The sequence below is a fragment of the Nonomuraea sp. NPDC050153 genome, assembly GCF_044460125.1.
Lineage (GTDB): Bacteria > Actinomycetota > Actinomycetes > Streptosporangiales > Streptosporangiaceae > Nonomuraea.
Window position 1 is genome coordinate 15,170 of the sequence record NZ_JBITJQ010000031.1, and the last position, 24,679, is coordinate 39,848.

A 24,679-nucleotide genomic window follows, 5' to 3' on the forward strand; every position below is an offset into this window, starting at 1 on the left:
GCTGGCCCCGATGCCCGACCTCGGTGAGCCGTCCTGGGCCGCGCTCGACGGCCGGGTCGAGGTGATCGAGCCGGACGCCGACTCGCTGGCCGCCGACACGATCAGCGAGGCCAGGCGGCGCGAGGTCATCGGGGCCCGGCTGCCCGTGCACGAGTGGCCGGAGCGCGACCTGGTGATCGTGGCGGTCGAGGCGGTCAGCGGCGAGCCCAGGCTGTTCGAGCCGGGGTCGGGGGTGGGGCTGGTGGACGCGGTGGCGGCCAGCTGCGCGGTGCCCGGCGTGTGGCCGTGCGTGACGATCGACGGGGTCCGCTACATGGACGGCGGCGTGCGTACGAGCACCAACTCCGACTTCGCGGCCGGGTTCGACAAGGTGCTGGTGCTGGCCCCGATGCCCGACCTCGGTGAGCCGTCCTGGGCCGCGCTCGACGGCCGGGTCGAGGTGATCGAGCCGGACGCCGACTCGCTGGCCGCCGCCGGCGCCGACCCCCTCTCCCCGGAGGTGCGCGCTCCAAGCGCCCGGGCCGGATACGCCCAAGGCCGCTCCGCGGTCACCCGGGTGGCCGCCCACTGGAGGTGATCGGCTCTTGAACCTCCCGCCACGGGAGGTTCTACGGTCGGGTGCGTGAGCGAAGACGCGCGTCGATGGACGATCGGGGAGCACTCCCGCAAGTTCGCCGCCAGGGCGCAGGCCGCCACCACCGCCTCCCACCCGGTGCTCCTGCGCGTCTGGGCGGACGCCGGGCACGGGGGCACGAACTGGAGCACGATCGTCGCGCAGCAGACGGACTGGCTGGCCTTCGTCATGCGTGAGCTGGGCCTGCGACCGAGCGAGGACGTACGCCAAACCGTGTCCTGACATGACCGGCATCAAGGAGTTCACTTGCGGAAGGGGGCGATTCACGAGACCCGGTCGATGGGCCGCGCACCACCGATCCGCAAGGAACGCGAGGTCGTGCAGATGAAGAAGATCCACCCCAAGGTCGAAGAAGCGGTCGACACCCTCAGGCTCACCCCGATCGCCAGGCGGCGCCTGCTCACCGGCGCGGGGCTGGCCAGCGCGTCGGCCGCGGCCTCAGCCCTGCTGGCGGCGTGCACGTCCAGCCAGGACAAGCCCGCCGCGAGCGGCGGGACCGGCGCGGCGGCGGCGCCAGGGGACTTCCCCGCCACACCCAAGTGGAAGTTCGTGCTGGTCTGCCACGTCACCACGAACCCGTTCTTCACCCCCACCCAGTACGGCGCCCAGGACGCGTGCGCGCTGCTCGGCACCGAGTTCCAGTGGACGGGTTCGAAGGACTCGATCGTGGCCGAGATGGTGAACGCCTGCAACACCGCCATCTCGGCCAAGGCCGACGGGCTGGCGGTGGCCGTCGTGGACAAGGCGGCCTTCCGCGACCCGGTCAACCGGGCGCTGGACGCGGGCATCCCCGTGGTGTCGTACAACGCGGACGGCGCCCGCGACGACAAGGGCACGAGCCGGCTGGCCTACATCGGGCAGGGCCTGTACGAGTCCGGCTACGCCCTCGGCCGGCGTGCGCTCCAGCAGGTGGACTCGGGCGAGGTCGTCGGCTTCATCGCCACCCCCGGAGCGCTGAACATCCAGCCCAGGATCGACGGCGCCCAGCAGGCGATCAAGGACTCGGGCAAGCCCGTCAGGTTCACCCCGGTCGGTACGAACGCCGACGTCACCAAGGGCCTGTCGATCATCGACGCCTACGCCCAGGGCCACGCGAACCTGGCCGGCATGCTGGCCGTGGACGCGGGCTCCACCCAGTCGATCGGGCAGACGGTCAAGAAGTACAACATGCGGAGCAAGGGCCTCAAGGTGGCCGGAGGCTTCGACCTGGTGCCGGAGACGCTGGCCGCGATCAAGGCGGGCGACCTCGACTACACCATCGACCAGCAGCCCTACCTGCAGGGCTTCCTGCCGGTGCTCTACCTCTACCTCTACAAGCTGTCCGGCGGGCTGCTGTTCCCCTCCGAGACGAACACGGGCCTGCTGTTCGTGACGAAGGACAACGTGGGCCCGTACCAGACGACCAAGACCCGCTTCGAGGGCTCCGACACCGCGCAGAAGCTGGTGGAACGTTCGGGCGCCATCGCCCATGCGTAGGGTCCGCGAGGAGTTCCTGAAACACCGGGAGGCCGGCGTCCTGGTGGTGGCGATCGCTCTGGGGCTGTACTTCATGTCGGTCACGGACGTCTTCCTGACCGGGGACAACCTGGTCAACATCACCCAGGCCGCCGCGCCCACGGCCATCGTCGCGTGCGGGACCGTGCTGCTGCTGGTCAGCGGGGAGATCGACCTGTCGGTCGGCGTGGTGGCGGCGCTGGCGCCGTTCATGATGCACTACGCGATCGACTTCTGGGGGTTCCCGGCGCTGCCGTCGATCCTGCTGGCGCTGCTGACGGGGACCGCGATCGGGTTCGTGAACGGGTTCGTGACGGTGGTGCTGCGGGTGCCGTCGTTCGTGACGACGCTGGGCACCTTCTACGCGGTGACCGGCATCGTGCTGACCACGTCGCACGCCTACCCCGCCGAGATCCCCGCCGCGGTGGACGGGACGATCGGATCGTGGCTGGGCGCCTTTCCGTGGGCCCACCTGGCGTGGGCCGCGCTGATCGTGACCGTCCTGCACGTGCTGCTGACGCGTACCAGGTGGGGGTTGCACACGATCGCGGTCGGGGGCAACCCGCTGGGGGCGTCGGAGGCGGGCGTACGAACCGCGCGCATCAAAATCGGAAATTTCATGATTGGCGGGACTCTGGGGGCGTTCGCCGGGCTGATCGAGGCGTTCCGGATCCACACCATCGACCCGAACATCGGCGGCGGCACCGGCCTGATGTTCACCGCGGTGTCGGCCGCGGTGATCGGCGGCACGGCGCTGGCCGGCGGCTCCGGGACGATCGTCGGCGGCGCGATCGGGGCCCTCGTCCTGGCCATCCTCCAGAACGGCATGAACCTCATCGGCATCTCCGCCAACCCCTACTTCCTCATCCTGGGCGGCGCGATCCTGCTCTCCATGATCGCGAACGTCTCCCTGACCAGGCTGCGAAGGGCGGGACGGACATGACCGAGGTCCTGCGTACCGAGTCGCTGTCCAAGCGGTTCGGGGCGGTGACCGCGCTGCGGGACGTCAGCCTGACCTTGGCGCGGGGCGAGGTGCTCGGCCTGATCGGCGACAACGGCGCGGGCAAGTCCACGCAGGTCAAGCTCCTGTGCGGGTTCCACCAGCCGGACTCGGGCCGGATCCTGCTCGACGGCGAGGAGGTGACGCTCAAGTCGGTGCGGCAGGCCAGGTCGCTGGGGATCGACATCGTCTACCAGGACCTCGCGCTCATCAACGAGCTCAGCGTCTACCACAACATGTTCCTGGGCCGGGAGCACGTCGGGTTCGCCCGGCTGCTGAGCAACCGGCGCATGCGCCGCCTGGCCACCGAGCACCTGGACGCCATGGGGGTGCGCATCCCGTCGGTGGACGTCGAGGTCGCCAAGCTGTCGGGCGGGCAGCGGCAGGCCATCGCGGTCGCCCGCTCGGTCTACTCGCGCTCGCGGATCCTGCTGCTGGACGAGCCGCTGGCCGCGATGGGCGCCAAGGAGGGAGCGCTGATCCTCGACCTGGTCAGCGACCTCAAGGCGCGCGGCGAGGTGTCCGTCGTGATCATCGCGCACAACTACGCGCAGATCCTGGAGGTGTGCGACCGGGTCAACCTGCTCCAGCACGGCACGATCACGTTCGACAAGCCCACCGCGGACACCTCGCTGCAGGAGCTCACGGACCTGGTCGTGCGGGAGTACCGCAGGGCGCGCGGCGGCGGCGCCTAGCGGAGCCGTACGGTCGTGGAGGCGCCCTCCTCGCCGGCCAGCCCGGCGAAGGTGAACGTCTCCCCCGCCCACGTGACGCTCAGCTCGTCGAGGTCGCATCGGGGGTCCGACACGGTCAGCGTGCCCGCGCGCACCAGCACCGCGCACGGGGCCGAGGCGGTCAGGCCGCCCGCGCTCCCGGCTTCCCAGAAGTTCGCCGCGGTCAGGCCCAGCGAAGGCACGTGGACGGCCTGCAGGCGGTCGGTGTTGGCGAGCACGCGCACCCAGCCGGGGTCGGCGGCCCGCGCGCGGGTCTCCTCCTGCCCGGCGCCGGGCAGGAGCAGGTAGACGTACCCGGCCGAGCGCGGGTCGACGCCGTGGTCGAGCCAGAGCGTCACGTAGTCGCGGGTCACGCCGCCGCCGGTGCGGCGCTCGCGCGACGTGCGCAGGGGCCCGCGCACGACGTAGCCGCCGTGCCCTTCCAGGTGGGCCCAGCCCTCCCGCACCGTCAGCGGGGCGCCGGTCCTGCGGTTGTCCACGACCGTCTCGACGGCCACGCCGTCCTCCGCGGTGATGCCCGCGCCCAGGCACACGATCGCGTCGTCGAGGAAGAACCACGACCTGAACGCCTCCATCGTGCTCTCCAGGCCGTTCAGGTGCTGGCCGACGGTGGCGTACGTGCCGTCCGTGGCCCCGCCCACCCACCGCCCCGGCGGGCAGGTGTCGCCCCAGGCGCCGCCCGCGCCGTCGGGCAGCCGCTTGGTGGAAACGGTCGTCCCGGGCAGCCGGTAGGGGTCCACCGTGGGCCAGAAGTCGTCCGAATACTGGTCGCCGTGGCCCGCGGCCCACCAATAGAGCATCCCCGAGCCGGTGTGCCAGCCGCGCAGGTTCTCGCCGTTGCCGTGCTCGTAGTGGCCGATCCTGGAGGAGGCCATGCTGAGCGCCGCGCACCAGCCCGGCCTGCGGTGCACGGCCCTGGCGCTCATCGGCAGCAGCCGGTGCCCGACCGGCTCCTCCGCCGCCGGCACGGAGGCGTCGCCCACGACCGCGGCCAGCCGGGCGTGGAACGCGGGCTCGGGGTGCGCCAGCATCGGCCGGTACGTGTCGCGTGCCGCCCAGCCCTTGACCATGGCCTGCCAGCGTGCCCGCTCGGCGGCCGGGGCACCCTCCCCCAGCAGCAGGACCGCGGCGGCGATCTCCCGCCCCCGCTCGTGGTCGCCGAACGGCTTCCTGGCGACTCCCCTGCCGCGGACCAGGTCCATGCAGGCGCCGTCGCGCACGAAGGGGGCGAACGACCTCTCGACCATGTCGAACACGTTCCGGTCGGAGACCTCCCACGGCGTGCCCCGCAGCACCGCGAACAGCGTCGCCAGCCCCGACAGCAGCGTCACCCCGTAGGCCCCCTGGTAGGGCACGTGCGTGTGCTGGATGAACGACCCGTCCCGGTAGAACCCGTCGCCCTCGCCGACGACGCGGAACACCGGCGCGAGCGCGGACACCGCCAGCGCCGCCTTCCCGTAGTCGGACCCGAGCATGGCCCGCAGCAGCATCACCAGGCACAGGTCCACGCGGTTGGCCGCGGTGCTGTTGCCCCGGTAGGCGCCGAGCCGGCGTTCCGGCACGAAGTGGTCGACCGCGTCCCGCAGCCTCGCGCCCTGCGGCTCGGGCAGCCCGACGAGCACCGCCGCGTCGAGCAGCGCCTTCGGCACGCCGATCTGCCAGTGCCACCAGTTGCCTGTCGCCTCGGCGCCGTCGGCGTACACGTTGCGCCGGTAGTGGTCCACGCCCTCCGCGACCGCCGCCGCCAGCCCCGCGTCGCCGGTCAGGCCGGTGCCCTCCAGCACGTACGCCCGCGCCATGGCCCGCAGCCGCCGCGGGGTGGCCACGAAGGAGGGGAACGCCTGGTCGGGCCAGAGCGAGGCGCGGCCGGGAGCCATGGTGTCGCGGTGGCGGGCCGCCGTCCCGCCCAGCTTCGCCAGCCAGGTCCGGTACGGCTCGGCGGCCGGGTCGTACCCTCCGCCCACCGTGACCTCCAGCCAGCGGCGGCGTAACCGGAGGAAGGAGTCGTCCGGGGTGAGCGCGGGGGCCGCGGGCACCAGCGCGCCCAGCGCCCCGGCCGCGGTCACGCCGCCGAGCCGGAGGAACGAGCGCCTGGTTGGCCGGTGCACGCCTCGATTATCGGCTCAGAGCGGGAGCACGGCCCCGAACCGCTTCACGGTCCTGATGATCGGCGCGGTCTCGATGCGCCCGATCGCGGGCAACGCGCCCAGGCTCTCGGTCAGATAGCGGTAGAACGCCGCGTCGTCGCGGCACACGACGTTGGCCATCAGGTTGGCGGGGCCCGTCGTCGCGCCGACGTACGCGACCTCCGGGTGCCAGGCCAGCGCCCGCCCGGTGGCGTCCAGGTCGGCCGGCGGCACCGACATCCACAGCTGCGCCTCCACCCGTTGGCCCAGCAGCACGGGCATCACGTCGAGGTGGAAGAAGAGCGCCCCCGCCGCGTAGAGCTGCTCCACCCGGCGCCGGACCGTCGACTCGGACCAGCCCGTCACGGCGGCCAGGTCCCCGTAGGAGGCCCGGCCGTCCCGCGACAGCGCCGCCAGCAGGGCGTCGTCACCGGGGCCCAAGGTGATCTCCTCTTCCCCGGCATGGCGGGCGAACGCCCGTCCCTCCTCGATGCCCGCCACCTGCTCGGAGGAGAGCGCGGCCAGCCCGGCCCAGCCGACCCGCCCGCCGACGAACATGTGCAGGGTCCGGTGTGCCGTGACCGACAGCACGCGGTCGGTCTTGGCGAGCCTGCCCAGCAGCAGCGACTGGCGTTCCTTCGCCGTGCGCTGGAGCGTGTTGCAGGAGATCTCGGTGCCGCCGGACAGCAGATGCACCCAGGACGTGTCGGAACGCCGCCCGAGCGCCTCAGCGATCGGGACCGCCGCGTCGGGCGTGCACTGCAACCTGATGGACCACGACTCGAAGCCGAGCCGCCGCCCGTCCACGACGCCGGCCACGCGTACGGTGCCGCTGGCGCGCAGCCGCCGGTAGCGGCGGGCCACCCGCTGGTCGGACACGCCGAGCACCTCGCCGATGCGGCTGAACGAGGCCCGCCCGTCCACCTGCAGCGCGTGCAGGAGCCCGCGGTCCACCTCGTCCAGCGTGATGTTTTTCACCGTCACAGGCTAGCTCGCGCGGAAAACCACCAGAAGTACCGCTTCTACTGGCGAATATCCCCATGCAGGCTCGACCTTATTCGCCATGACCCAGACCTCCGTAGCGACGAGGACCGGCTGGTGGCCGCTGGTGGCCGCGTGCACCGGCGCCTTCATGCTCCTCGTCGACGTGACCATCGTGATGGTCGCGCTCCCCGACATCATCGACGACCTCCACATGTCCTTCACCGGCACCCAGTGGCTGCTGGACGGCTACGCGCTGGCCCTGGCCGCCCTGCTGCTCGCCGCCGGTTCCTTCGCCGACCACGCGGGACAGCGCAGGGTCTATCTGTGGGCGTTGATCGTGTTCGCGCTGGCCTCGCTGGCCTGCGGGCTGGCGCCCAGCGGCGGCGTGCTGCTGGCCGCCCGCGTGGTCCAGGGCGCGGGCGGGGCCGCCATGATGGCCACGACCCTGGCCCTGGTCAGCGCCACCTATCACGGCAGGCAGCGCGGCATCGCGTTCGGCGTGTGGGGCGGCGTCAGCGGGGCCGCCGCGGCCATCGCCCCCGTGCTCGGCGGCCTGCTCACCGAGCACCTGCACTGGCGGGCCATCTTCCTGGTGAACCTGCCCATCAGCCTGGGCGCCGTCTGGCTGACCCTGCGCACGGTCGAGGAGTCGCGCATGCCCGGCAAGGGGCGGCTCGACTGGCCGGGCATGGTGACGTTCACGGTGGCGGCGGGGGCGCTCACGTACGGGCTCATCGAGGTCGGGCAGCACGGCTGGACGTCGGCGCGGACGCTCGTGCCGCTGGCCGCGGCGGCGGTGGCGTTCGCGGTGTTCGCCGTCATCGAGACCCGCGTCGAGCACCCCATGCTGGACCTCAGGCTCTTCGCGAACCGCTCGTTCAGCGGCATCATGACCGGGGCCACGCTGCTCGTGCCTGCCGCGTTCGCCTGCCTCGCGTTCACCTCGCTCTGGTTGCAGCAGGACCTCCGCCTCGGCCCCATGATGGCGGGGCTGGCGCTGTCGCCGATGGCCCTCGCCTCCCTGGTGACCTCGATCGCCGCCGCCCGGCTCCTTCCCGGGCTGTCCCCGAGGGCGGCGATCGGCGGCGGGCTGCTGCTGATCGGCGCGGGCGCGTTCCTCCAGGGCACGCTCGATGCGGACTCGTCGTGGACCGCGCTGGTGCCCGGCCTGATCGTGACCGGCGTGGGCGTGGGGCTGGCCATCCCGTCGCTGAACTCCGCCGCCATGGCGCACGCCCCGAGACAGCGCGCGGGCATGGCCGCGGGCACCGTCAACACGGCCAGGCAGCTCGGGTACGCGCTCGGCATCGCCGTGTTCGGCATCCTGTACCAGGACGGCCTGGCCCCGTACGCCGCGCTCGACGACGTCTACCGGGCGAGCGCCGTCACCGGCCTGGCGGCGGGGCTCCTGGTCCTGGCCACCGTCCGCCCGGCGAAAGCGGCGTGAGCGTCAGAGCAGCCGGCGGATCTCACCGTACGCGCGGTAGAAGCCGCCCCGGCCGGCGGAGCGCACGCCGTCGACGAGGTAGCGGGCCCCGGCCTCCCGGACGTCCTTGGGGAACTGCACGTTCCACGACTCGTAGCCGGGGGTGACGACGCGGACCCGCAGCCGCTCGCCGTCCCTGACGCACTCCACCACCACGCCGTCGCCCGCGTCGGTGGTGGTCTCCAGCGTCACCGACGGCTCGACGACCTGCAGCGACGCGGCCGCCTTGACGTCGAGCGGCTGCGGCACGCTGCCCGCGCGGGCCGCGGCGATGGCCGCCTCGCTCGCGTCGATGCAGGCCAGCGAGCCGTCGGTGGTGACGATGTAGAGGCGGTCGTCCAGGAACTGCATGGAGAACGCGGAGCCGCAGCCGGTGCCGAGCTTCCACAGCCGTTCGCCCGAGGCGTCGAAGCAGTAGACCGATGAATGGTTGTCGCCGGCGAAGACGTGGCGGCCGCCCGGCGAGGTGGCGCAGGAGTAGACGGCGCCGTCGCACTGGTAGGCGGCCTCGATCCGGCCGTCGCCCTTGGCCAGGCGGATCACCCGGCCCACGGAGCCGCGGGCGGTGCCCGCGTAGACGGAGTGCGCCTCCTGCCAGCCGAACAGCACCTGCTCGCCGAGGGCGGTCTGCCAGACAGGCGTGCCGCCCTCGACCTCGTAGCGGGCTACGCCCTTCGAGTGCCCGTGGTAGACCGAGTCCTCGTCGCACCTGACCATCCAGGCCGAGTCGCCGGCGCCGTTGCGCGACCACTGGAACTCGTCCTCGTAGTCGATCGTGGTGACCCCGCCGGCGCGGTCGGAGACGCCGAGCACGCCGTCGTGGATGTCCAGCCAGTAGATGTCCACGTCGGCGGCGATCTCATACGCGGACCTCGGCACCTTGCCGCTCAGGTCGTACACGCGGCCGTCGTCGCAGCCCGCGTAGATCCAGAAGTCGTCGGCCACGATGCACTTGACGCCGTCCGGGAGCCTGAAGCGGCCGGTCACGGTGCCGGAGTGGGTGACGGTGTAGACGTCGCCGCGCTGGTTGCCGACCCAGCAGCGCTCGCCGTCCACGAAGATCCCGAACGCCGACGCCCCGCTGTCGAAGCGCCACAGGACCGGCGCCTGCTGGGCGGTGGAGGTGGTGCTGGCGATGGCCCGGTGGGTGATGGCCCGGCGCTGGCGCACTCCGCGGACCGCCTGGGCGTACCCCTTGCGGGTCTTCTCGCCGATCTTCTTGGCGGCCGCGGCCTGGGCCTTGGCCGCGGTGGGGAAGTCGGTGACCTTGGTCTGGCCGGCCTCGCCGATGCGTCCGTACGTGATCGTGACGCGGGTGCCGGCCACGGTCACGTCGTAGAACTTGTGCGATCCGCCGCCGTCCTCTGACAACTCCAGATAGGTCATGTCCGCGCTTCTCCTGATTTAACGGGCCCTGATCACTTGCCCCGGAGAGTAGAGGACGGCGGCGACAAACCGCAGGGACTTACTTGTCGTACTCGTACGCCCCGGCGTCGACCGCGCCGTCACTGCCGTCGATCGCCCGGCCGGTCACGTCGTCGTCGCTGAACTTGGTGATCCCGAGATCGATGGCCGGGCTCCCGGCACGCAGGCTCAGCGGGTTCTCGGCGTTCGAGAGGTCGAACAGCGGGTCGGCCGTGACGTTGTCGTGGCCGCCCATCTGGTGCTGCGCGGCGCCGAAGAACACGTTGTGGTGGCTGTCGGTGACGTTCGGGCCGTAGGCGGTCTTCTTCACGACCTGGATGACGTTCTGCGACATCGACAGGTGGGCGTTGGTGCAGCCCGCGTCGCAGACGACGCCCTGGGAGTCGGCCTGGGTCAGGTACACGGAGTTGTTGCGGAACACGGTGCCCAGCACGGGCCCGTTCGGGTCGGGGTCCTCACCGGGCTCCTGCGGGCCGCGGGTCACCAGGGCCGCGCCGGTCTTGGGGCCGGTGATCACGTTGTACTCGAAGACGTTGCCCGAGGTGCCGTCGGGGTCCGCGGGGTCGCCGTTCTCGTCGACGTCCTTGCTGGTGCCCAGCTCGGTGAAGGTCTCGTTGTCCACCGCGATGTTGTGGTGGATGCGGTTGCCGGAACCGAGGAAGATCTCCACGGCCGCGCCGTCCAACCCGTAGTCATAGCTGGTCGCGATCGAGCCGCGGATGTCGTTCCAGCCGATGTCGGAGTTGTCACCCTGGACGAGCATCGCGAACGCGCCCGAGTCGTCGTTGCCCGGCTCCTCGGTGTTCTTGCTCATGAAGTTGTTGTCGACGAACTCGTTGGCCGTCACCGCGTTGTACTGCGCCTTCGGCGCGATGTAGACCCCGGCCGCGGCGCCGGTGATGTAGTTGCGCTCGACGACGTTGTGGTCGCCCGTCACCTTGACTCCGGCCCACTCACAGCGGCCGTCGTCCCGGGGCACTCCCACTTGCAGGTTGTAGACCTCGATATAGGAACCCTCCAGGCTCACGCACGCCTCGTTGTCCCCGGAGATGATCGGTTTGGCGGTGCTCGTGCCATAGGTGTCCACGACGATCGGGGCCTGCGCGGTGCCCTTCTCGGTGATGGCGAGTTGCTGCCCCTTCCACGTGCTGCCGCGCTTCAGCAGCAGCTTGGCGCCGGCGGGCAGATTCGCCGCCGTCGCCTTGGTGAGGGTCTTCCACGCGGTGGCCTCCGTGGTGCCTAAGGCGGAGTCGTTGCCGTTGACGGAGTCCACGTAGTAGACGGCGGCGGCCGCCGATGCGGTGCCCGTTGCCACGGTCGTGGCGAGCGTGGTGGCGACGAGCGCGAGTGCCGCCGTCGACGCGCCGGTCCGCAAGTTCCAGCCTGACATTCAGCCTCCAGAACTGCCGGGGCTTCGTCACGCAACGAAGATCATCCCCAGCTTGCGGCTGACACATTAACCGGATTTTGTCGGAAAGTCCCGATTTTTCCTGACTTAAATCTGTATGTTCACGTTCCTGCACGGAGCGGCACCACGTTGCCGGACGCGCCGTTCCGCGGCAGCGCGAACCAGGTGGCCTTGCCGACGAGCTCGGGGTGGGTGACGTAGCGCTGGGGATGGCAGCCGTAGAAGCCGTCGGAGAGCCTGGCGATGATCCGCAGCCCGCGCCCGTGCTCGGCCCGCTCGTCCGGCGGGGCGGGCTCCGGCAGCAGCGGACTGCTGTCCAGGACCACGCACATGATCTCTTTCGCGTCGATGTGCAGGACCAGTTCGTAAGGGGCGTCGCCGTACATCAAGGCATTGGTGATCAATTCGCTCACCATGAGGACGGCATCGTCAACGAGGTCCGAACAAAGGGAGAGTGCCGACAATTCATCGCGGATGACCGCCCGCGCGTGACCGACCGTCCGGACGTCCTCGCGCAGCGGCCAGACGTACTGCATCCGGCTCCGACGAGCTGATCGCAGCGTGGCCATGGCATCTCTTTCCTGTGTTTGCCGGGCTTCCGGGACAGAGGGGCAGCGAATGCGCGATTCACTCAACAAGAGGACCTGCCTATGGGTTGACGTACACGGCCGTCGAAACCTGTACGCACGAGGAGGCCTTTTGGGTCGAATCTTCGGCGAGAAATCGCAATTCTTTTTAGCCGCCCGTCCGAAACGACGGGTATGGGCTCTGCCATGAGCACTGACGAGAACACGCCCGAGATCGACGCCCAGCCCCCCGCCGCCACCCCCCGAGCGGGCCGGCGGGGCGCGCCGCCGCCGAAACCCAAGCCCGCCGGGATGCAGGCGCTGGAGCAGGCGCTGTCGAGGGCGGGCAAGGAGTTGAAGGACATCCTGTGGACCCGGCCATGACGACCGGCACCTGAGGATCCTGTTCGCGTCGCCGCTGCCGTGGCCCGGCGACGCGACCCGGCTCAGCGGGCCTGCCCGGCCTCTCCCGCGAGCAGGGACCAGACGTAGGACGGGGTCAAGGGGACGTCGGTGACCCGGCCGGCGATCTCCGGGAGGGCGGCGGCCACGGCGTTGGCGATGGCGGCCGGAGGACCGATCGTGCCCGACTCCCCCACACCCTTCATCCCGCCGGGCGTCAGCGGCGACGGCGTCTCCAGCATCACGACCTCGATGTCCGGCACCTCCCGCGTGGTCGGCAGGAAGTAGTCGGTGAGGGGCTGGCCCTCGGGGGTGTAGACGATCTCCTCGGTAAGCGCCTGGCCGATCCCCTGGGCCACGCCGCCGCGGATCTGGCCCTCCACCACGGCCGGGTTGACCAGCACCCCGGCGTCGTTGACGACCCAGTAGCGCTCCACCTCGACGGCCCCCGTCTCCGGGTCCACGGCAACGGCGGCCGCATGGGCCCCGTAGGCGAAGGTGTAGGCGTCGGGGTCGTAGGTGACCCGTACCTCCAGGCCCGGCTCGACCCCGTCCGGGAGGTCCCAGCCGCGCCACGCCGACGTGGCCAGCTCCCGCAGCGTGACGGACGCCGCCGGGTCGCCCTTCACCCGCACCGCGCCGTCGGCGATCTCCAGGTCGTCGGGCGCCGCCTCCAGCCGGTGCGCGGCCAGCGCCACGAGCTTGCCGCGCAGCCGGGCGGCGGCCCTGGTGAGCGCCCCGCCACCGACCACCAACGACCGGCTGGCGATCGACCCGACCGACGAGTACGGCGTGGTCGCCGTGTCCCCCAGCACCACCCGCACCCGTTCGATCGGCACCCCCACCCGGTCGGCCGTGAGCTGGGCCAGCGCCGTCTCGATGCCCTGCCCGATCGACACCACCCCCGACGACACGACCACGGACGCGTCCTGCTCCATGCGCAGGAACACCGCCTCGTAGCCGCCCGCCTGGATGCCGGTGTCCTTGAACTCCTTCGAGGGCCCCATGCCGGTGGTCTCCACGTGGCAGGAGTAGCCGATGCCGCGCCTGCGCCCGTCGGCCTTCTCGACGGGGACGACCAGGTCGCGCAGGGTGCGCAGGGCGTGCGGGTAGTCGCCGGAGTCGTACCGCTGATAGACGCGGTTCGTGTACGGCAGCTCGCCCGGCCCCAGCATGTTCCGCAGCCGCAGCTCGACCCGGTCGACGCCCAGCCGACGCGCCGCCTCGTCGATCAGCCGCTCCCTGGTCAGGCTGCCCTCCGGCTGGCCGAACCCGCGGTAGGAGCCGGTCGGCGTGGTGTTCGTGACGACGCCGCGCACGCGGACCGCCACCCGGTCGAACCGGTACGGCCCCGGCAGCAGGGTGGCCGTCACCGCGGCGGTCGACGCGCCCACGTTCGAGGGATGCGCGCCGATGTCGCCGACCACGTCCACGTACAGCGCCACGAAGCGCCCGTCCCCGTCGAGCGCCAGCCGCGCCCGGTGTGTCGCGGCCCGCGCCGGCAGCGTGGCGACCAGCCGGTCGCCCGGCGACTCCGACCAGCTCACCGGGAGGCCCAGCCGCATCGAGGCCAGGCAGATGAGCGCCTCGTCGGGATAGACGTGCTCCTTGCCGCCGAACCCGCCGCCCGTGTCGCGGCTGATGACGCGTACCCGGTCCAGGTCGAGCCCGAACGCCCCCGCCAGGTGCTCGCGCACGTGGTGCGGCGCCTGCGAGGAGATGTGCACGGTCAGCTCGTCGTCGGCGTACGCGGCCACCACGCCGCGCGGCTCCATCGGGTACGGCGAGACCCGGCCCATCGTGAACGTCAGCTCCACGACGTGCGCGGCTCCCTCGACGAAGGCGGCGCAGTCCTCGTCGCCCATCGTGAAGTCGGTCAGCACGTTCGTGCCCCACTCCGGGTGGAGCAGTGGGGCCCCGTCCCGCATCGCCCGCTCCGTCCCGACCACCGCCGGCAGCTCGTCCAGCGAGAGGTCGACGAGCTCGGCGGCGTCCCTGGCGGCCTCGGGGGTGCGGGCGACGACGACCGCGAGCGGCTGGCCCGCGTACCTGATGGCGTCGTCCAGCACGCGGTAGGAGCTCATCCGCTGGCCGGGGGACAGGTGGACGCAGGGCAGGCGCAGGTCGGGGGCGTCTTGCGGGGTGATGACGTCGAGGACGCCCTCGACCGCCCAGGCCGCCTTGGCGTCGCAGCCGAGCAGCCGCCCGTGGGCGATGGGGCTGCGGACCACGTACGCGTGGACCGTTCCCGGCAGCCGCACCGCCCCGACGTACCTGCCTCGGCCGGTCAGCAACCTGGCGTCTTCCCGCCGCGGCGTCCTGGCGCCGACATAAGGCTCACCCATGGTCCCGATTCTGAGTGCGCCCGGGCAGCCTGTCGATGACCCCCGCGGCCAGGCACCTCAGACGACCTCGAAGGCCGCCATCATCGCCATGTCCTCGTGTTCGAGGTTGTGGCAGTGCAGCACGTACCGTCCCCGGTAGTCGGTGAACCTGGTGACGATCTCGACGGTCTGGGCCTCGCGCAGCTCGACGGTGTCCTTCCACTCCGGCGGCCCCTGCGGCCGCTCGCCGTTCACCGTCAGCACCTGGAAGTGGTCGAGGTGCAGGTGCACGGGATGGGCGACGTCGCTGGTCAGCCGCCAGACCTCGACGTCGCCCAGCCTGGGCCTGGCCTCCATCCGCTTGGGATCGAAGGGCTTGCCGTTGATCAACCAGCCCATGCCCCCATCGCTGAACTCGAACTCCCGCGTCACCGTCGCCTTCCCGGGATCGAGCGCCTCGATCGTGGACAGCCGCGCGGGCACGGCCGAATCGTCGCTCCCGTCCCGATCCACGGCGAACCGCATGACCCTGCCCTGCGCGCCCTCCCCCGCCAGGTTCCGCAGCTCGACCTGCCGGCCCACCTGGTACGCGGAGAAATCGATCACCACGTCCGCCCGCTCACCGGGCGCCAGCCGGAGTTGCCGCACCGTACGCGGCCGAGCCAGCAGCCCGCCGTCCGTGCCGATCCGGACCATCGGCCCGCCCGTCGCCAGCTCGTACGTCCGGGCGTTGGAGGCGTTGCACAGCCGCAGCCGGTACCGCGCCCTGGCCACCCGCAGCTCCGGCCACGGCGCCCCGTTCACCAGGATCACGTCCCCGAGCACGCCCCCCATGTACGCCTCCCGCACCCCCGGCCGGTCCCCCAGCCCCGGATACAGCATCGTGCCGTCGGCGGCGAACGACCGGTCGCAGATCAGCAGCGGCAGGTCGCGTTCCCCGGCTGGCAGCGGCAGCGCCTCCTCCTCCGCGTCCCGCACCAGGAACATCCCGGCCAGCCCGCGCCAGACCTGCGGCCCCGTGTAGTCCATCCGGTGGTCGTGGTACCAGAGGGTGGCGGCCCGCTGCTCCAGCGGGAACGCGTACTCGCGGGACGCCCCCGGCGCCACCAGGTCGGTGGGGAAACCGTCGGACTCGGGCGGGGTGTGCCCACCGTGCAGGTGCAGGACGGTCGGCTCGCCGAGCTGGTTGACCAGCTTCACGACGGTCCGCCGCCCGGCGCGCGCCTCGATGGTCGGGCCGGGGAACGTGCCCCCGTACCCCCAGATCCCGGTACGCAGGCTGGGCAGCACCTCCACCTCGGCCGCCCGCTCGGTCAGCTCGTAGAAGTCGGCCCCGCCCGCGCTGCGCACCGGCTTGGCGACCTCCGGGACGGGCAGCGGCACCGCGTACGGCTTGGGCAGCGGCGCCGCGCTCGCCAGGAGTTGCGGCTGCGGGGTGCCCGCGAGCAGCGAGCAGCCCGGAACGGCGGCCACCGCCACCGCGCCCAGCCCCAGCAGCCGCAGCGCGTCTCGTCGTGTAGGCGTCATGACCGGGAGGTGGCCCTGACGAGCTGGACGACCCCGCCGCCGAACATCATCACCCCGAGCGGCACGTGCACGGCCTTCATGTGGGCCGTGCCGAGGATCGCCACCACCACCGTGGCCACCAGCAGCGCCACGGCCGGAAGGATGTACTTCGCGCTCCCCCCGCCCGGCCACCGGACCAGGATCGCCGCGACGACGTGCGCGAGCCCGACGGCGAGCAGGGCGACCGCCGAGGCCATGTGCAGCGCCCGGCCGCCGGGCGAGGAGAGCAGCAGGCCCGCCGTCACCGCCTGGAGCAACAGCGCGACGACGTGCAGGGCCGCCACGGCCGTCAGCGCCCGCATGTGCCAGGTCACCGGCCGGACGGCAAGGGTGTGTTGCGCGGTCATGATCGATCTCCTGTGAGTGCCGAGCCGGTGATGAGGAAGACCGCCATGCGCGCCATGCCGAAGTCGTCGGCGAGCTGCGCGTAGACCTGGGCCACCCGGCCGGTGGCGGCCTGCGGCTCCACCGGGATGACATAACGAAACTGTGTCTCCATAGCTGGACATCGTGATATTTCTCCTGCTCCAGGGCGTCGTGCCCTGGTCGACTCCTGCGCCTACCGCCCCGGGCGCACCTTCGCGCGAAGTACTGCGCCGGGAGTAGCCGGGAATTACATCCAGGCGCGGAGGATCGTGTCCCGGCCAAGGCTCTAATGTGCAGGAATGACCTCTCTGCACGGATGGCGGCCACTCGCCCTGGACGGCGCGCTCGCCGCTGTCGTGGCCGCGATGCTCTCCGTCATCGTGCTGGTCACGCCGCAGGCGGGCGTCCTCGACCTCGCCGCCGTCCTGGTCGGCTCGCTCACCCTCGTCGCCTGGCGCCGCGCGCCCCTGGTGCCGCTGCTCGTCGGCACGGCCTGCATGCTCGTCTTCTCCGTGCACGCCCAGCCGGGCCCGCCCGCCGCCTTCCCCGTGATGGTGGCGGTCTTCAGCTCGGTATGGGCCGGGCACCGGCTGCCGGCCGCGCTGGTGAGCCTGGTGTTCCTGGGCGCCACCCTGACGGCGGACCTGGCCACCGTCACCGGGCAGAGCCCCAAGGACATCGTCCAGGGAACGATCTTGCTGCTCGGCTGGTTCCTGGCTTCGGGGGTGGCGGCGACGGTCACCCGGCACCGGCAGGCGTACCTGGAGCAGGCCGAGCAGCGGGCCGCCGAGGCCGAGCGCACCCGTGAGGAGGTCGCGCGCCGGCGCGCGGGCGAGGAGCGGCTCAGGATCGCCAGGGAGCTGCACGACTCGCTCACGCACAGCATCTCGGTCATCAAGGTGCAGGCGGGCGTGGCCGTGCACCTGGCCCGCAAGCGGGGCGAGGAGGTGCCCGGGTCGCTGCTGGCCATCCAGGAGGCCAGCGGGGACGCCATGCGCGAGCTGCGCGCCACGCTGGAGGTGCTGCGCGACCCCGGCGCCCCCGACGACGCCGGCAACCCTGACGACGCCGGCTCCGGGCCGCTGGACAGCCGGCTCGACCGGCTCGACGACCTGGTGGATCGGGCCCGTTCGACCGGGCTGACGGCCACGGTGACGGTCTCGGGGGAACGGCACGACCTGCCGCCCGAGGTGGACCGGGCCGCGTACCGGATCGTCCAGGAGGCGCTCACCAACGTCTCCAGGCACTCGGGCGGGGCGGCGGCGGCCGTACGCATCGACTACGGCGGCGACGAGCTGGTCGTGCAGGTGGACGACGACGGACGGGCGTGCGTGGACGCGCCGCCCGTGCCCGGCGTGGGCCTGCTCGGCATGCGCGAGCGCGTCACGGCGCTCGGCGGCCGACTGCGGGCCGAGCCCCGCCCGGAGGGCGGCTTCACCGTACGCGCAGAGCTTCCACTGGGGGAACCGACGTGATCCGCGTGCTGCTCGTGGACGACCAGGCACTCATCCGCGGCGGCTTCCGCGCCCTGCTGGAGGCCGAGGACGACATCGAGGTCGTGGCCGAGGCCGCCAACGGCGAGCAGGCCCTCGCCCTCGCCCTCGAACACCTGCCCGACGTGGCGCTCGTCGACATCCAGATGCCGGTGATGGACGGCATCGAGGCGACCCGGCGCATCGCGGCCGACGAGCGGCTGAGCGGGGTCCACGTCGTGATCCTGACCAACTACGGCCTCGACGAGTACGTCTTCAACGCGCTCAGGGCGGGCGCGGGCGGGTTCCTGGTCAAGGACACCGAGCCCGCCGACCTGCTGCAGGGCGTCAGGGTCGCGGCCCGCGGCGACGCGCTGCTGTCCCCCGCCATCACGCGCCGCCTCATCGGCGAGTACGTGGCCCGCCGCCCCGAGCCGGAGACGCAGGGCCTGGAGGTGCTCACCAACCGCGAGCGCGAGGTGACCGCGCTGGTCGCCCGCGGCATGTCCAACGACGAGATCGCCGCGCACATGGTGATCAGCCCGACCACCGCGAAGACGCACGTCAGCAGGGCCATGACCAAGCTGCGGGCACGCGACCGCGCCCAGCTCGTGGTCTTCGCGTACGAGTCGGGCCTGGTCGCTCCGCGCCGGAGTTGACCCCATGATGAAATGAGGCGTGAACATCATTTCGCGCGGTTTCCGCGGCCGGCACCGGCCGGGTGACCACCGCCTGCCACCGGGGCAGTACCTGGTGGACGACTTCCCCGTGCTGTCGGCCGGGCCGACGCCGCGGGTGCCGCTGGACCGGTGGGAGTTCGCCATCGACACGGAGGCCGAGCAGACCCATCGCTGGTCGTGGCCGGAGTTCACGGCGTTGCCCAGCGAGACGCCGACGGTCGACATCCACTGCGTGACCAAGTGGACCAAGCTGGACACCACCTGGGAGGGCGTCTCTCTCGACGTGCTCTTCGAGGACGTCGAGAGCACGGCCGAATACGCGCTGGTCTACTCGTACGGCGGCTACACCACGAACCTCCCGCTTGAGGACCTGCTCGACGGCAAGGCGTGGATCGTGCACCGCTTCGACGGCGAGGAGCTGGAGCCGCGGCACGGCGGCCCGGCCCGGCTGATCGTGCCGCACCTCTACTTCTGGAAGTCGGCCAAGTGGGTACGCGGCATCCGGCTGCTGAACGAGGACTGGCCCGGCTTCTGGGAGACCGCCGGATACCACAACTACGGCGACCCGTGGCGCGAGCAGCGCTACGAGGGCGACTGACATGCGCCGCCTGGTCTGGCGGGCCGCCGAGCTCGCCGAGATCGTCACCGAGACCGCGACCGCGCGCACGCTGCGGTTCCGGGTGCCCGACTGGCCGGGGCACCTGGCGGGGCAGCACGTGGACGTGCGGCTGACGGCCGAGGACGGCTACACCGCGCAGCGCAGCTACTCGCTGGCCGGCCCCTCCGACGGCGACCTCGTCGAGCTGACCGTGGAGACCGCCCCGGACGGCGAGGTCTCGCCGTACCTGACCGAGGTCATCGAGGTCGGCGACCGGATCGAGCTCCGCGGCCCGGTGGGCGGCTGGTTCGTCTGGCGGCCGGAGAGCAAGGCGCCGGTGGTGCTGGTGGCCGGCGGTTCGGGGATCGTGCCGCTGATGGCGATGATCAGGGCGCGCCGGCAGGCGGGCAGCCGGGTGCCGTTCCGCCTGCTCTACTCGCTGCGCGACCCGGGCCGCCGCTACTACGCCGAGGAGCTGCGCCGCCCCGACCCCGGGCTCGACATCGCCTACCTCTACACCAGGTCCGCGCCGCCGGGCACGTCCCGCCCCGCGAGCCGGATCATGCTGGACGACCTGGCGGAGGGCGGCTGGCCCGCGACCTTCGAGCCAGACTGCTACGTGTGCGGGCCGACGGGGTTCGTGGAGGCGGCGGCCGATCTGCTGCTCGCGCTGGGCCACGCGCCCGAGCGCATCCGTACCGAACGTTTCGGATAGTTCCGGATAGAGAGGGGAGAAACCGACATGACCGCGGAACACCTCGACGGCAACGCGCTGGCGGGCCCGCTCGGAGAGATCTTCGCCGTGGACGTCACCGCCGCCACCGGCCGCTGCGCGAGCTGCGGGCTCGCGGGCCCGGTCGCCTCGCTCCGCGTGTACGGCCCCGACCCCGGGTTGGTGGCCCGGTGCCCCGGCTGCGAGGAGGTCATCCTCCGGCTGGTACGCGCCCCGGGCCGAGCCTGGCTCGACCTGCGCGGCACGGTTTCACTGCGCGTTGACCTGCCCGACTGACGACGTTGGGGACAGATCGTTCCTCATGAACGTGCCCGACTGAGTACACTCGGGCACGTTCAACCGGCCGAGATCTGTACGGCGAGGCTCTTGGCCATGGGCGGCGCCCAAGGCCCCGTCCCTCTGGAGTCACGTGAGCAGCGGGCTAGTCGACGCGCCCCCGTCCGGACCGAGCGCGCCACCCCGGCGTCGCCGCCGCTGGCTGCGCTGGACGATCGCGGTCACCGTGACCGTGGTCCTCCTGGTCGCGGGCGTCGCCGTCGGCGTCTACGCGAAGCTGACCGGCAACGTCAAACACATCGACGTCACCGCCGACGACCTCGGCGCCACCCGGCCGCCCAAGGTCGCGAGCACCGCCATGAACGTCCTCGTCGTCGGCTCCGACCAGCGCGACGGCAAGAACGCCAAGTACGGGCACCACATCGCGGGCGAGCGCACCGACACGATCATGCTCGCGCACGTGTCGTCCAAGCGCGACAACGCGATGGTCGTCAGCTTCCCGCGCGACTCGCTCGTCCAGCTGCCCGCCTGCCGCGCCACCGGCGGCCTGCCCGGCCAGCAGCCCCACCTGGGCATGATCAACGAGTCGTTCAACTCCGGCGGCATCGCCTGCACCTGGAAGACGATCGAGTCGCTCACCCACATCCGCATCGACCACTTCGTGAAGGTCGACTTCACCGGCTTCAAGAGCATGGTGAACGCCGTCGGCGGCGTCCAGATCTGCCTGCCCGAGCCGGTGAACGACAAGAAGGCCCTGCTCCACCTGCCCGCCGGGCGGCAGACGCTCAACGGCGAACAGGCACTCGGCTACGTACGCGCCCGCTACAGCATGGGCGACGGCTCGGACATCGGGCGCATCCAGCGGCAGCAGATGTTCATCGCGTCCATGGTCAAGAAGATCATGAGCGGCGAGACGCTCACCGACCCCGCCAAGCTGCTGGGCATCCTCGACGCCGGCACCAAGGCGGTCACCACCGACCGCGGCCTGAGCATCGGCGTCATGAAGGACCTCGCGACCAGCCTCCAGGGCCTCAACGCCGGGCAGATCCGCTTCATCACCACCCCCTGGCACTACTCCCTCACCCAGCCGGGCCGGGTCGAGTGGGTGCAGCCGCAGGCCGGCCACCTGTTCCAGATCGTGGCCAGGGACCAGAGCCTCCAGGGCGTCAAGGGCGGCCAGACCAAGGTGGGGCGGACGAAGGTCCAGATCGAGCTCCGCAACGGCACCTGGCGCAGCGGCCTCGGCACCCAGGTGGCCGCCGCTCTGGAACAGCGCGGCTACCACATCACCAAGATCGGCGACTCGGCCCGCAAACCGCAGCCCAAGACCACCGTCCTGTACGGCCCCAACGGCGAGACCCGCGTCCCCACCCTCACCAACGACCTCCAGACGTCCACGCTCAGGAAGGTCGCGGCGGCGCAGACCAACCGGCTGGTGCTGGTGATCGGCTCGGACTGGACGGGCCTGAAGCCCCTGCGCGCGGACGACACGGAGTCCATCAAGGGCTTCGACGCCACCCACGACACCTGCGCCACCTGACCCCACCCACCCGGCGCACCGCAGCACGACGGCGCCGGGCCCACCTCGCCAGCGCGGCGCGGTGTGGTGTGGTGGGCCGGGAGCGGGGGTTCGCGGGGGTGGTGGGCTCAGCGGGCTTCGGAGAGGCCCCCGCCGTCGATGGCGGTGAAGCCGGCGTCCTCGATCAGCGGCACCACCGCCTTCTTGGCCGCCTCGTCGTCCCCCCAGTAAGGCATGTCGGCCCGCGACCCGCCCCGCTGCCCCACCGTCCCCAGCGCCAGCAGCTCCTTGGGCCACTTGGTGTTGAACGTCCGCACCAGCCGGACCTCCGCCCCGAGCACGTGGTGCTGGTACTGCGGGCTGGTGAGCCCGCCGGGGACGGCGACCACCACGGACAGGCCGTCCCGTTCGGCGATCGGGTTGCTGGGGTCGACGACGATCTTGCCGGAGAGCGCCCCGTCGAGCTCCGCCGCCACGGTGGGGAACGCCTCCCACCCCACCGCCAGCACGACGACCTCGCCGAACCGCGCGGCCTCGGCCGGCGGGCCGCCCCTGGCCTCCCCGCCGGTCGCGCCCGTCGCCGCCTCCACGCGGGCGGGGTCGGCGTCGCTGAAGAACACCTCGTGTCCGCCCGTCGAGAACAGGCGGCCGAGAGGCACGCCCAGCCTTCCAGAACCCACGATTGCCACACGCATGTCTTGATCACCTCGTCACCGAAGGAACTCCCCGGCCCCCGCCGTGAGACATTCCTCCCCAGGTCAGAGGCTTGCTACGCGATGAGCGACGAGAGAGCGGCGAGGGAGTCGACGACCTGGCGGGCGTCGGGCGTGGCGGCCGGGTCGAGCAGCCACTGCAGCAGCAGCCCGTCGGTGATGGCCACCAGCACAGACACGAGGACCTCCGGCGCGACCGGCAGCTCGACGTCCAGCTGAGCCACGGCCCTGCGCACCATGTCGGCGCCCGCGCGGCGGCAGCGGGCGTACGACTCGGCCAGCCGCTCCCGCAGCGCGGCCTCGCGCAGCGCCGCCGGATAGCCCTCGACGAAGACCACGAGCTGCGGCCGCAGCTCCTCGAACGCGTCGACCAGCTCCGTCATGGCGCGCTCCAGCATCTCCCGCGCGCTGCCCGCCGCCGAGCCGAACATCGCCCGCTCGACCTGGGCGATCCACTGGTCGAAGAACTCGGCGATGGCCTCGTTCAGCAGCGCGTCCTTGCCGCCGAAGTGATAGCCGATGGAGGCCAGGTTGGTGCCTGAGGCGGCGACCAGGTCTCGGGCCGTCGTACGGGCATAGCCCTTCTCCCGCAGGCAGCTCACCGCTCCTGCCAGCAGTCTCTCCCGGTATCCACCGGCCTCTGTTCGTGCCACGTGATCCATGCTACAGATATATACAAGCGTCTATGACGTACGTACATATACGAGAGAGGTGCGAAATGATCCCTCCCGGGCCGAGACTCCCCTCAGCGGTGCAGACGGCGTGGTTCATCCGGGACGCGCCGGGCATGCTCACCAGGCTCCGGCGCAGGTACGGGCCGATCTTCACGGTGCGCTTCACCGGTCTCCCGCCCGAGGTCTACGTGACCACCGGGGAGCTCGCCGAGCAGGTCTTCCGGACCGACCACGGCGGCGGGCGCGCGGGCGAGGCGCGACGCGAGTTCCTCGCGCACATGGTGGGCGAGCACTCCGTCCTCACGCTCGACGGCGACCCGTGGTGGCGGCACCGCAAGCTGCTCAACCCGCCGCTGCGCGCCAAGCAGGTCGCCGGCTACCGCGACGACATCGCGGCCATAGCGGCGGAGCGGATCGCGACCTGGCCGCTGGGCAGGCCGTTCGCGCTGCGCGACCGCATGCAGGACATCACGCTGGAGATCATCATCCGGTTGATCTTCGGGATCCGGGACGCCGGGCGCGTCGACCGGCTGCGCGCGCTGCTGCCCCCTCTGATCGAGACCGGCGGGTCCCCGCTGATCCCCATGCTCCCGGAGATGTTCCGCCGGATCCCGTTCGGGCCCTACCCCCGGTTCGTACGGGTGAGCGCCGAGGTGGACACGATCCTGTTCGACGAGATCCGCCGCCGCCGGGCCGCGCCAGGGGGCACCGACGTGCTCGGCCGCCTGCTGGACACCGAGCTGGACGACCGGGAGATCCGCGACGAGCTGATCACCATGCTCCTCGCCGGGCACGAGACCACCGCCACCGGCCTCGCCTGGGCCTTCGAGCGGCTCCTGCGCATGCCCGAGGTCCTCGACCGGCTCCCCGACGACGAGTCCTACCTCGACGCGGTGGTCAAGGAGGTGCTGCGGGTCAGGCCGGTCGTCTACGAGGCGCCGAGGCTGCTCGACAGCCCGCTACGGCTGGGCGAGTACGAGATCCCCGCCGGATGGTACGCCGGACCGTTCATCCCGCTCGTGCACCACGACCCCGCCGCCTTCCCCGAGCCCGACGAGTTCCGCCCGGAGCGCTTCATCGACGGACCCCAGAGCAGGGCCTGGATGCCGTTCGGCGGCGGGCGGCGCTTCTGCGTCGGCGCACAGTTGGCCCTGCTGGAGATGCGCGTCATCATCCGCGAGGTACTGCACCGCCTGGAGCTCACGGCGCCCGATCAGGCACCGGAGGCCAGGCGGCTGAAGAACGTCACGCTCGCGCCCGCGAACCTGACCCGCGTCACTGCGCGCGCTCGGACTCCTGCTCGGACGCCGTAGGCGGGTAGATCTCCTCGCGACGGTCATCGGCGCCCAGCTCCTCGCGAAGCCGGTCGTAGTCGATGTTGTGGTTGGTGTACTTCAGCTGGCGAGCGACCTTCGTCTGCTTCGCCTTGGCTCTTCCTCGGCCCATGGCTACTCCCTAGTCCCCGCTGTCATGCTATCCAACTACGTTACGACTTGAAG

General features: G+C 71.7%; 26 protein-coding genes. 14 read left to right on the forward strand and 12 right to left on the reverse strand.

The window, feature by feature from the left end; translation table 11 throughout:
- From ACIBQ1_RS46980 to ACIBQ1_RS47000, 5 genes are all read left to right on the forward strand, one after another.
- Positions 1-577 (forward strand): patatin-like phospholipase family protein (locus ACIBQ1_RS46980; protein WP_397287862.1); only part of this gene is annotated, 577 nt, incomplete at its 5' end.
- 45 nt (positions 578-622) lie between these two features.
- Positions 623-856 carry a hypothetical protein gene (locus tag ACIBQ1_RS46985; protein WP_397287863.1) on the forward strand — a complete coding sequence of 78 codons (234 nt, stop codon included), beginning with the start codon at positions 623-625 and terminating at the stop codon, positions 854-856.
- Between the two features lie 24 nt (positions 857-880).
- Positions 881-2,110, forward strand: a complete 1,230-nt coding sequence (locus ACIBQ1_RS46990) for a sugar ABC transporter substrate-binding protein (protein WP_397287865.1) — start codon at positions 881-883, stop codon at positions 2,108-2,110.
- Complete coding sequence (locus ACIBQ1_RS46995; RefSeq protein WP_397287867.1) at positions 2,103-3,071, forward strand: ABC transporter permease; 969 nt, start codon at positions 2,103-2,105, stop codon at positions 3,069-3,071. Before ACIBQ1_RS46990 ends, ACIBQ1_RS46995 begins: the two co-directional genes overlap by 8 nt.
- Positions 3,068-3,823 carry an ATP-binding cassette domain-containing protein gene (locus ACIBQ1_RS47000; RefSeq protein WP_397287869.1) on the forward strand — a complete coding sequence of 252 codons (756 nt, stop codon included), beginning with the start codon at positions 3,068-3,070 and terminating at the stop codon, positions 3,821-3,823. Before ACIBQ1_RS46995 ends, ACIBQ1_RS47000 begins: the two co-directional genes overlap by 4 nt.
- Here the strand turns inward: ACIBQ1_RS47000 and ACIBQ1_RS47005 are convergent.
- Positions 3,820-5,970 carry a polysaccharide lyase 8 family protein gene (locus ACIBQ1_RS47005; RefSeq protein WP_397287871.1) on the reverse strand — a complete coding sequence of 717 codons (2,151 nt, stop codon included), beginning with the start codon at positions 5,968-5,970 and terminating at the stop codon, positions 3,820-3,822. The two genes, ACIBQ1_RS47000 and ACIBQ1_RS47005, sit on opposite strands and share 4 nt — an antisense overlap.
- 15 nt (positions 5,971-5,985) lie before the next feature.
- Entirely contained in the window at positions 5,986-6,966 is a 981-nt protein-coding gene (locus tag ACIBQ1_RS47010; protein ID WP_397287873.1) for an Lrp/AsnC family transcriptional regulator, read from the reverse strand.
- An 85-nt stretch (positions 6,967-7,051) separates the two neighbouring features.
- Here ACIBQ1_RS47010 and ACIBQ1_RS47015 point away from each other — a divergent pair, with 85 nt between their 5' ends.
- Positions 7,052-8,419 (forward strand): MFS transporter, encoded by a 1,368-nt coding sequence (locus ACIBQ1_RS47015; RefSeq protein WP_397287875.1) that lies wholly within the window; start codon positions 7,052-7,054, stop codon positions 8,417-8,419.
- 3 nt (positions 8,420-8,422) lie between these two features.
- On the opposite strand, the gene ACIBQ1_RS47020 is transcribed toward ACIBQ1_RS47015, so the two are convergent.
- The 3 genes from ACIBQ1_RS47020 to ACIBQ1_RS47030 all read right to left on the reverse strand — a co-directional run bounded on the left by ACIBQ1_RS47020 (position 8,423) and on the right by ACIBQ1_RS47030 (position 11,860).
- Entirely contained in the window at positions 8,423-9,844 is a 1,422-nt protein-coding gene (locus ACIBQ1_RS47020) for a WGR domain-containing protein (RefSeq protein WP_397287877.1), read from the reverse strand.
- A 79-nt stretch (positions 9,845-9,923) separates the two neighbouring features.
- Positions 9,924-11,273 carry a hypothetical protein gene (locus ACIBQ1_RS47025; RefSeq protein WP_397287879.1) on the reverse strand — a complete coding sequence of 450 codons (1,350 nt, stop codon included), beginning with the start codon at positions 11,271-11,273 and terminating at the stop codon, positions 9,924-9,926.
- Positions 11,274-11,392: 119 nt separating this feature from the next.
- Complete coding sequence (locus ACIBQ1_RS47030) at positions 11,393-11,860, reverse strand: ATP-binding protein (RefSeq protein ID WP_397287881.1); 468 nt, start codon at positions 11,858-11,860, stop codon at positions 11,393-11,395.
- A gap of 204 nt (positions 11,861-12,064) precedes the next feature.
- Here ACIBQ1_RS47030 and ACIBQ1_RS47035 point away from each other — a divergent pair, with 204 nt between their 5' ends.
- Positions 12,065-12,241 carry a hypothetical protein gene (locus ACIBQ1_RS47035; protein ID WP_397287883.1) on the forward strand — a complete coding sequence of 59 codons (177 nt, stop codon included), beginning with the start codon at positions 12,065-12,067 and terminating at the stop codon, positions 12,239-12,241.
- A 62-nt stretch (positions 12,242-12,303) separates the two neighbouring features.
- On the opposite strand, the gene ACIBQ1_RS47040 is transcribed toward ACIBQ1_RS47035, so the two are convergent.
- Genes ACIBQ1_RS47040 through ACIBQ1_RS47055 form a run of 4 tightly spaced genes read right to left on the reverse strand, consistent with a single transcriptional unit; the run spans position 12,304 to position 16,648 of the window.
- Complete coding sequence (locus tag ACIBQ1_RS47040; RefSeq protein WP_397287885.1) at positions 12,304-14,604, reverse strand: xanthine dehydrogenase family protein molybdopterin-binding subunit; 2,301 nt, start codon at positions 14,602-14,604, stop codon at positions 12,304-12,306.
- Between the two features lie 57 nt (positions 14,605-14,661).
- Positions 14,662-16,110, reverse strand: coding sequence for a multicopper oxidase family protein (locus ACIBQ1_RS47045; RefSeq protein WP_397287887.1), 1,449 nt, complete (start codon positions 16,108-16,110; stop codon positions 14,662-14,664).
- A complete protein-coding gene (locus tag ACIBQ1_RS47050; RefSeq protein WP_397287889.1) occupies positions 16,107-16,496 on the reverse strand; it encodes a hypothetical protein in 390 nt (129 codons plus the stop codon). Before ACIBQ1_RS47050 ends, ACIBQ1_RS47045 begins: the two co-directional genes overlap by 4 nt.
- Positions 16,493-16,648, reverse strand: coding sequence for a hypothetical protein (locus tag ACIBQ1_RS47055; protein ID WP_397287891.1), 156 nt, complete (start codon positions 16,646-16,648; stop codon positions 16,493-16,495). Before ACIBQ1_RS47055 ends, ACIBQ1_RS47050 begins: the two co-directional genes overlap by 4 nt.
- Before the next feature lie 166 nt (positions 16,649-16,814).
- Between ACIBQ1_RS47055 and ACIBQ1_RS47060 the strand changes: the two genes are divergently transcribed.
- The 6 genes from ACIBQ1_RS47060 to ACIBQ1_RS47085 all read left to right on the forward strand — a co-directional run bounded on the left by ACIBQ1_RS47060 (position 16,815) and on the right by ACIBQ1_RS47085 (position 21,814).
- Positions 16,815-17,990 carry a sensor histidine kinase gene (locus tag ACIBQ1_RS47060; protein ID WP_397287893.1) on the forward strand — a complete coding sequence of 392 codons (1,176 nt, stop codon included), beginning with the start codon at positions 16,815-16,817 and terminating at the stop codon, positions 17,988-17,990.
- On the forward strand, positions 17,987-18,646 hold the full coding sequence (locus tag ACIBQ1_RS47065) for a response regulator transcription factor (protein ID WP_355366781.1): 660 nt from the start codon (positions 17,987-17,989) through the stop codon (positions 18,644-18,646). Before ACIBQ1_RS47060 ends, ACIBQ1_RS47065 begins: the two co-directional genes overlap by 4 nt.
- Before the next feature lie 19 nt (positions 18,647-18,665).
- Positions 18,666-19,265, forward strand: coding sequence for a sulfite oxidase-like oxidoreductase (locus tag ACIBQ1_RS47070; RefSeq protein WP_397287895.1), 600 nt, complete (start codon positions 18,666-18,668; stop codon positions 19,263-19,265).
- A gap of 1 nt (position 19,266) precedes the next feature.
- Entirely contained in the window at positions 19,267-19,980 is a 714-nt protein-coding gene (locus tag ACIBQ1_RS47075; RefSeq protein ID WP_397287897.1) for a ferredoxin reductase, read from the forward strand.
- A gap of 27 nt (positions 19,981-20,007) precedes the next feature.
- Positions 20,008-20,274 carry a DUF6510 family protein gene (locus tag ACIBQ1_RS47080; RefSeq protein WP_397287899.1) on the forward strand — a complete coding sequence of 89 codons (267 nt, stop codon included), beginning with the start codon at positions 20,008-20,010 and terminating at the stop codon, positions 20,272-20,274.
- A gap of 133 nt (positions 20,275-20,407) precedes the next feature.
- Positions 20,408-21,814 (forward strand): LCP family protein, encoded by a 1,407-nt coding sequence (locus ACIBQ1_RS47085; RefSeq protein ID WP_397287901.1) that lies wholly within the window; start codon positions 20,408-20,410, stop codon positions 21,812-21,814.
- Between the two features lie 107 nt (positions 21,815-21,921).
- On the opposite strand, the gene ACIBQ1_RS47090 is transcribed toward ACIBQ1_RS47085, so the two are convergent.
- Both ACIBQ1_RS47090 and ACIBQ1_RS47095 read right to left on the reverse strand, forming a co-directional pair.
- The gene (locus ACIBQ1_RS47090) at positions 21,922-22,488 is read right to left on the reverse strand and encodes an NADPH-dependent F420 reductase (RefSeq protein WP_397287903.1); all 567 of its coding nucleotides are present in this window, start codon (positions 22,486-22,488) and stop codon (positions 21,922-21,924) included.
- A 74-nt stretch (positions 22,489-22,562) separates the two neighbouring features.
- A complete protein-coding gene (locus ACIBQ1_RS47095) occupies positions 22,563-23,159 on the reverse strand; it encodes a TetR/AcrR family transcriptional regulator (RefSeq protein WP_397287905.1) in 597 nt (198 codons plus the stop codon).
- 65 nt (positions 23,160-23,224) lie between these two features.
- Here ACIBQ1_RS47095 and ACIBQ1_RS47100 point away from each other — a divergent pair, with 65 nt between their 5' ends.
- Positions 23,225-24,493 (forward strand): cytochrome P450, encoded by a 1,269-nt coding sequence (locus ACIBQ1_RS47100; RefSeq protein ID WP_397287907.1) that lies wholly within the window; start codon positions 23,225-23,227, stop codon positions 24,491-24,493.
- Here the strand turns inward: ACIBQ1_RS47100 and ACIBQ1_RS47105 are convergent.
- Positions 24,456-24,626, reverse strand: coding sequence for a DUF3073 domain-containing protein (locus tag ACIBQ1_RS47105; RefSeq protein WP_397287909.1), 171 nt, complete (start codon positions 24,624-24,626; stop codon positions 24,456-24,458). The genes ACIBQ1_RS47100 and ACIBQ1_RS47105 overlap by 38 nt on opposite strands.
- Positions 24,627-24,679 lie beyond the last annotated feature (53 nt).

Coding starts and splice junctions, on each gene's coding strand:
- ACIBQ1_RS46995 (WP_397287867.1), top strand. CDS start 2,103: ATGCGTAGGGTCCGCGAGGAGTTCCTGAAACACCGGGAGGCCGGCGTC.
- ACIBQ1_RS47000 (WP_397287869.1), top strand. CDS start 3,068: ATGACCGAGGTCCTGCGTACCGAGTCGCTGTCCAAGCGGTTCGGGGCG.
- ACIBQ1_RS47015 (WP_397287875.1), top strand. CDS start 7,052: ATGACCCAGACCTCCGTAGCGACGAGGACCGGCTGGTGGCCGCTGGTG.
- ACIBQ1_RS47020 (WP_397287877.1), bottom strand. CDS start 9,844: ATGACCTATCTGGAGTTGTCAGAGGACGGCGGCGGATCGCACAAGTTC.
- ACIBQ1_RS47025 (WP_397287879.1), bottom strand. CDS start 11,273: ATGTCAGGCTGGAACTTGCGGACCGGCGCGTCGACGGCGGCACTCGCG.
- ACIBQ1_RS47030 (WP_397287881.1), bottom strand. CDS start 11,860: ATGGCCACGCTGCGATCAGCTCGTCGGAGCCGGATGCAGTACGTCTGG.
- ACIBQ1_RS47035 (WP_397287883.1), top strand. CDS start 12,065: ATGAGCACTGACGAGAACACGCCCGAGATCGACGCCCAGCCCCCCGCC.
- ACIBQ1_RS47040 (WP_397287885.1), bottom strand. CDS start 14,604: ATGGGTGAGCCTTATGTCGGCGCCAGGACGCCGCGGCGGGAAGACGCC.
- ACIBQ1_RS47045 (WP_397287887.1), bottom strand. CDS start 16,110: ATGACGCCTACACGACGAGACGCGCTGCGGCTGCTGGGGCTGGGCGCG.
- ACIBQ1_RS47050 (WP_397287889.1), bottom strand. CDS start 16,496: ATGACCGCGCAACACACCCTTGCCGTCCGGCCGGTGACCTGGCACATG.
- ACIBQ1_RS47055 (WP_397287891.1), bottom strand. CDS start 16,648: ATGGAGACACAGTTTCGTTATGTCATCCCGGTGGAGCCGCAGGCCGCC.
- ACIBQ1_RS47060 (WP_397287893.1), top strand. CDS start 16,815: ATGACCTCTCTGCACGGATGGCGGCCACTCGCCCTGGACGGCGCGCTC.
- ACIBQ1_RS47075 (WP_397287897.1), top strand. CDS start 19,267: ATGCGCCGCCTGGTCTGGCGGGCCGCCGAGCTCGCCGAGATCGTCACC.
- ACIBQ1_RS47080 (WP_397287899.1), top strand. CDS start 20,008: ATGACCGCGGAACACCTCGACGGCAACGCGCTGGCGGGCCCGCTCGGA.
- ACIBQ1_RS47090 (WP_397287903.1), bottom strand. CDS start 22,488: ATGCGTGTGGCAATCGTGGGTTCTGGAAGGCTGGGCGTGCCTCTCGGC.
- ACIBQ1_RS47100 (WP_397287907.1), top strand. CDS start 23,225: ATGATCCCTCCCGGGCCGAGACTCCCCTCAGCGGTGCAGACGGCGTGG.
- ACIBQ1_RS47105 (WP_397287909.1), bottom strand. CDS start 24,626: ATGGGCCGAGGAAGAGCCAAGGCGAAGCAGACGAAGGTCGCTCGCCAG.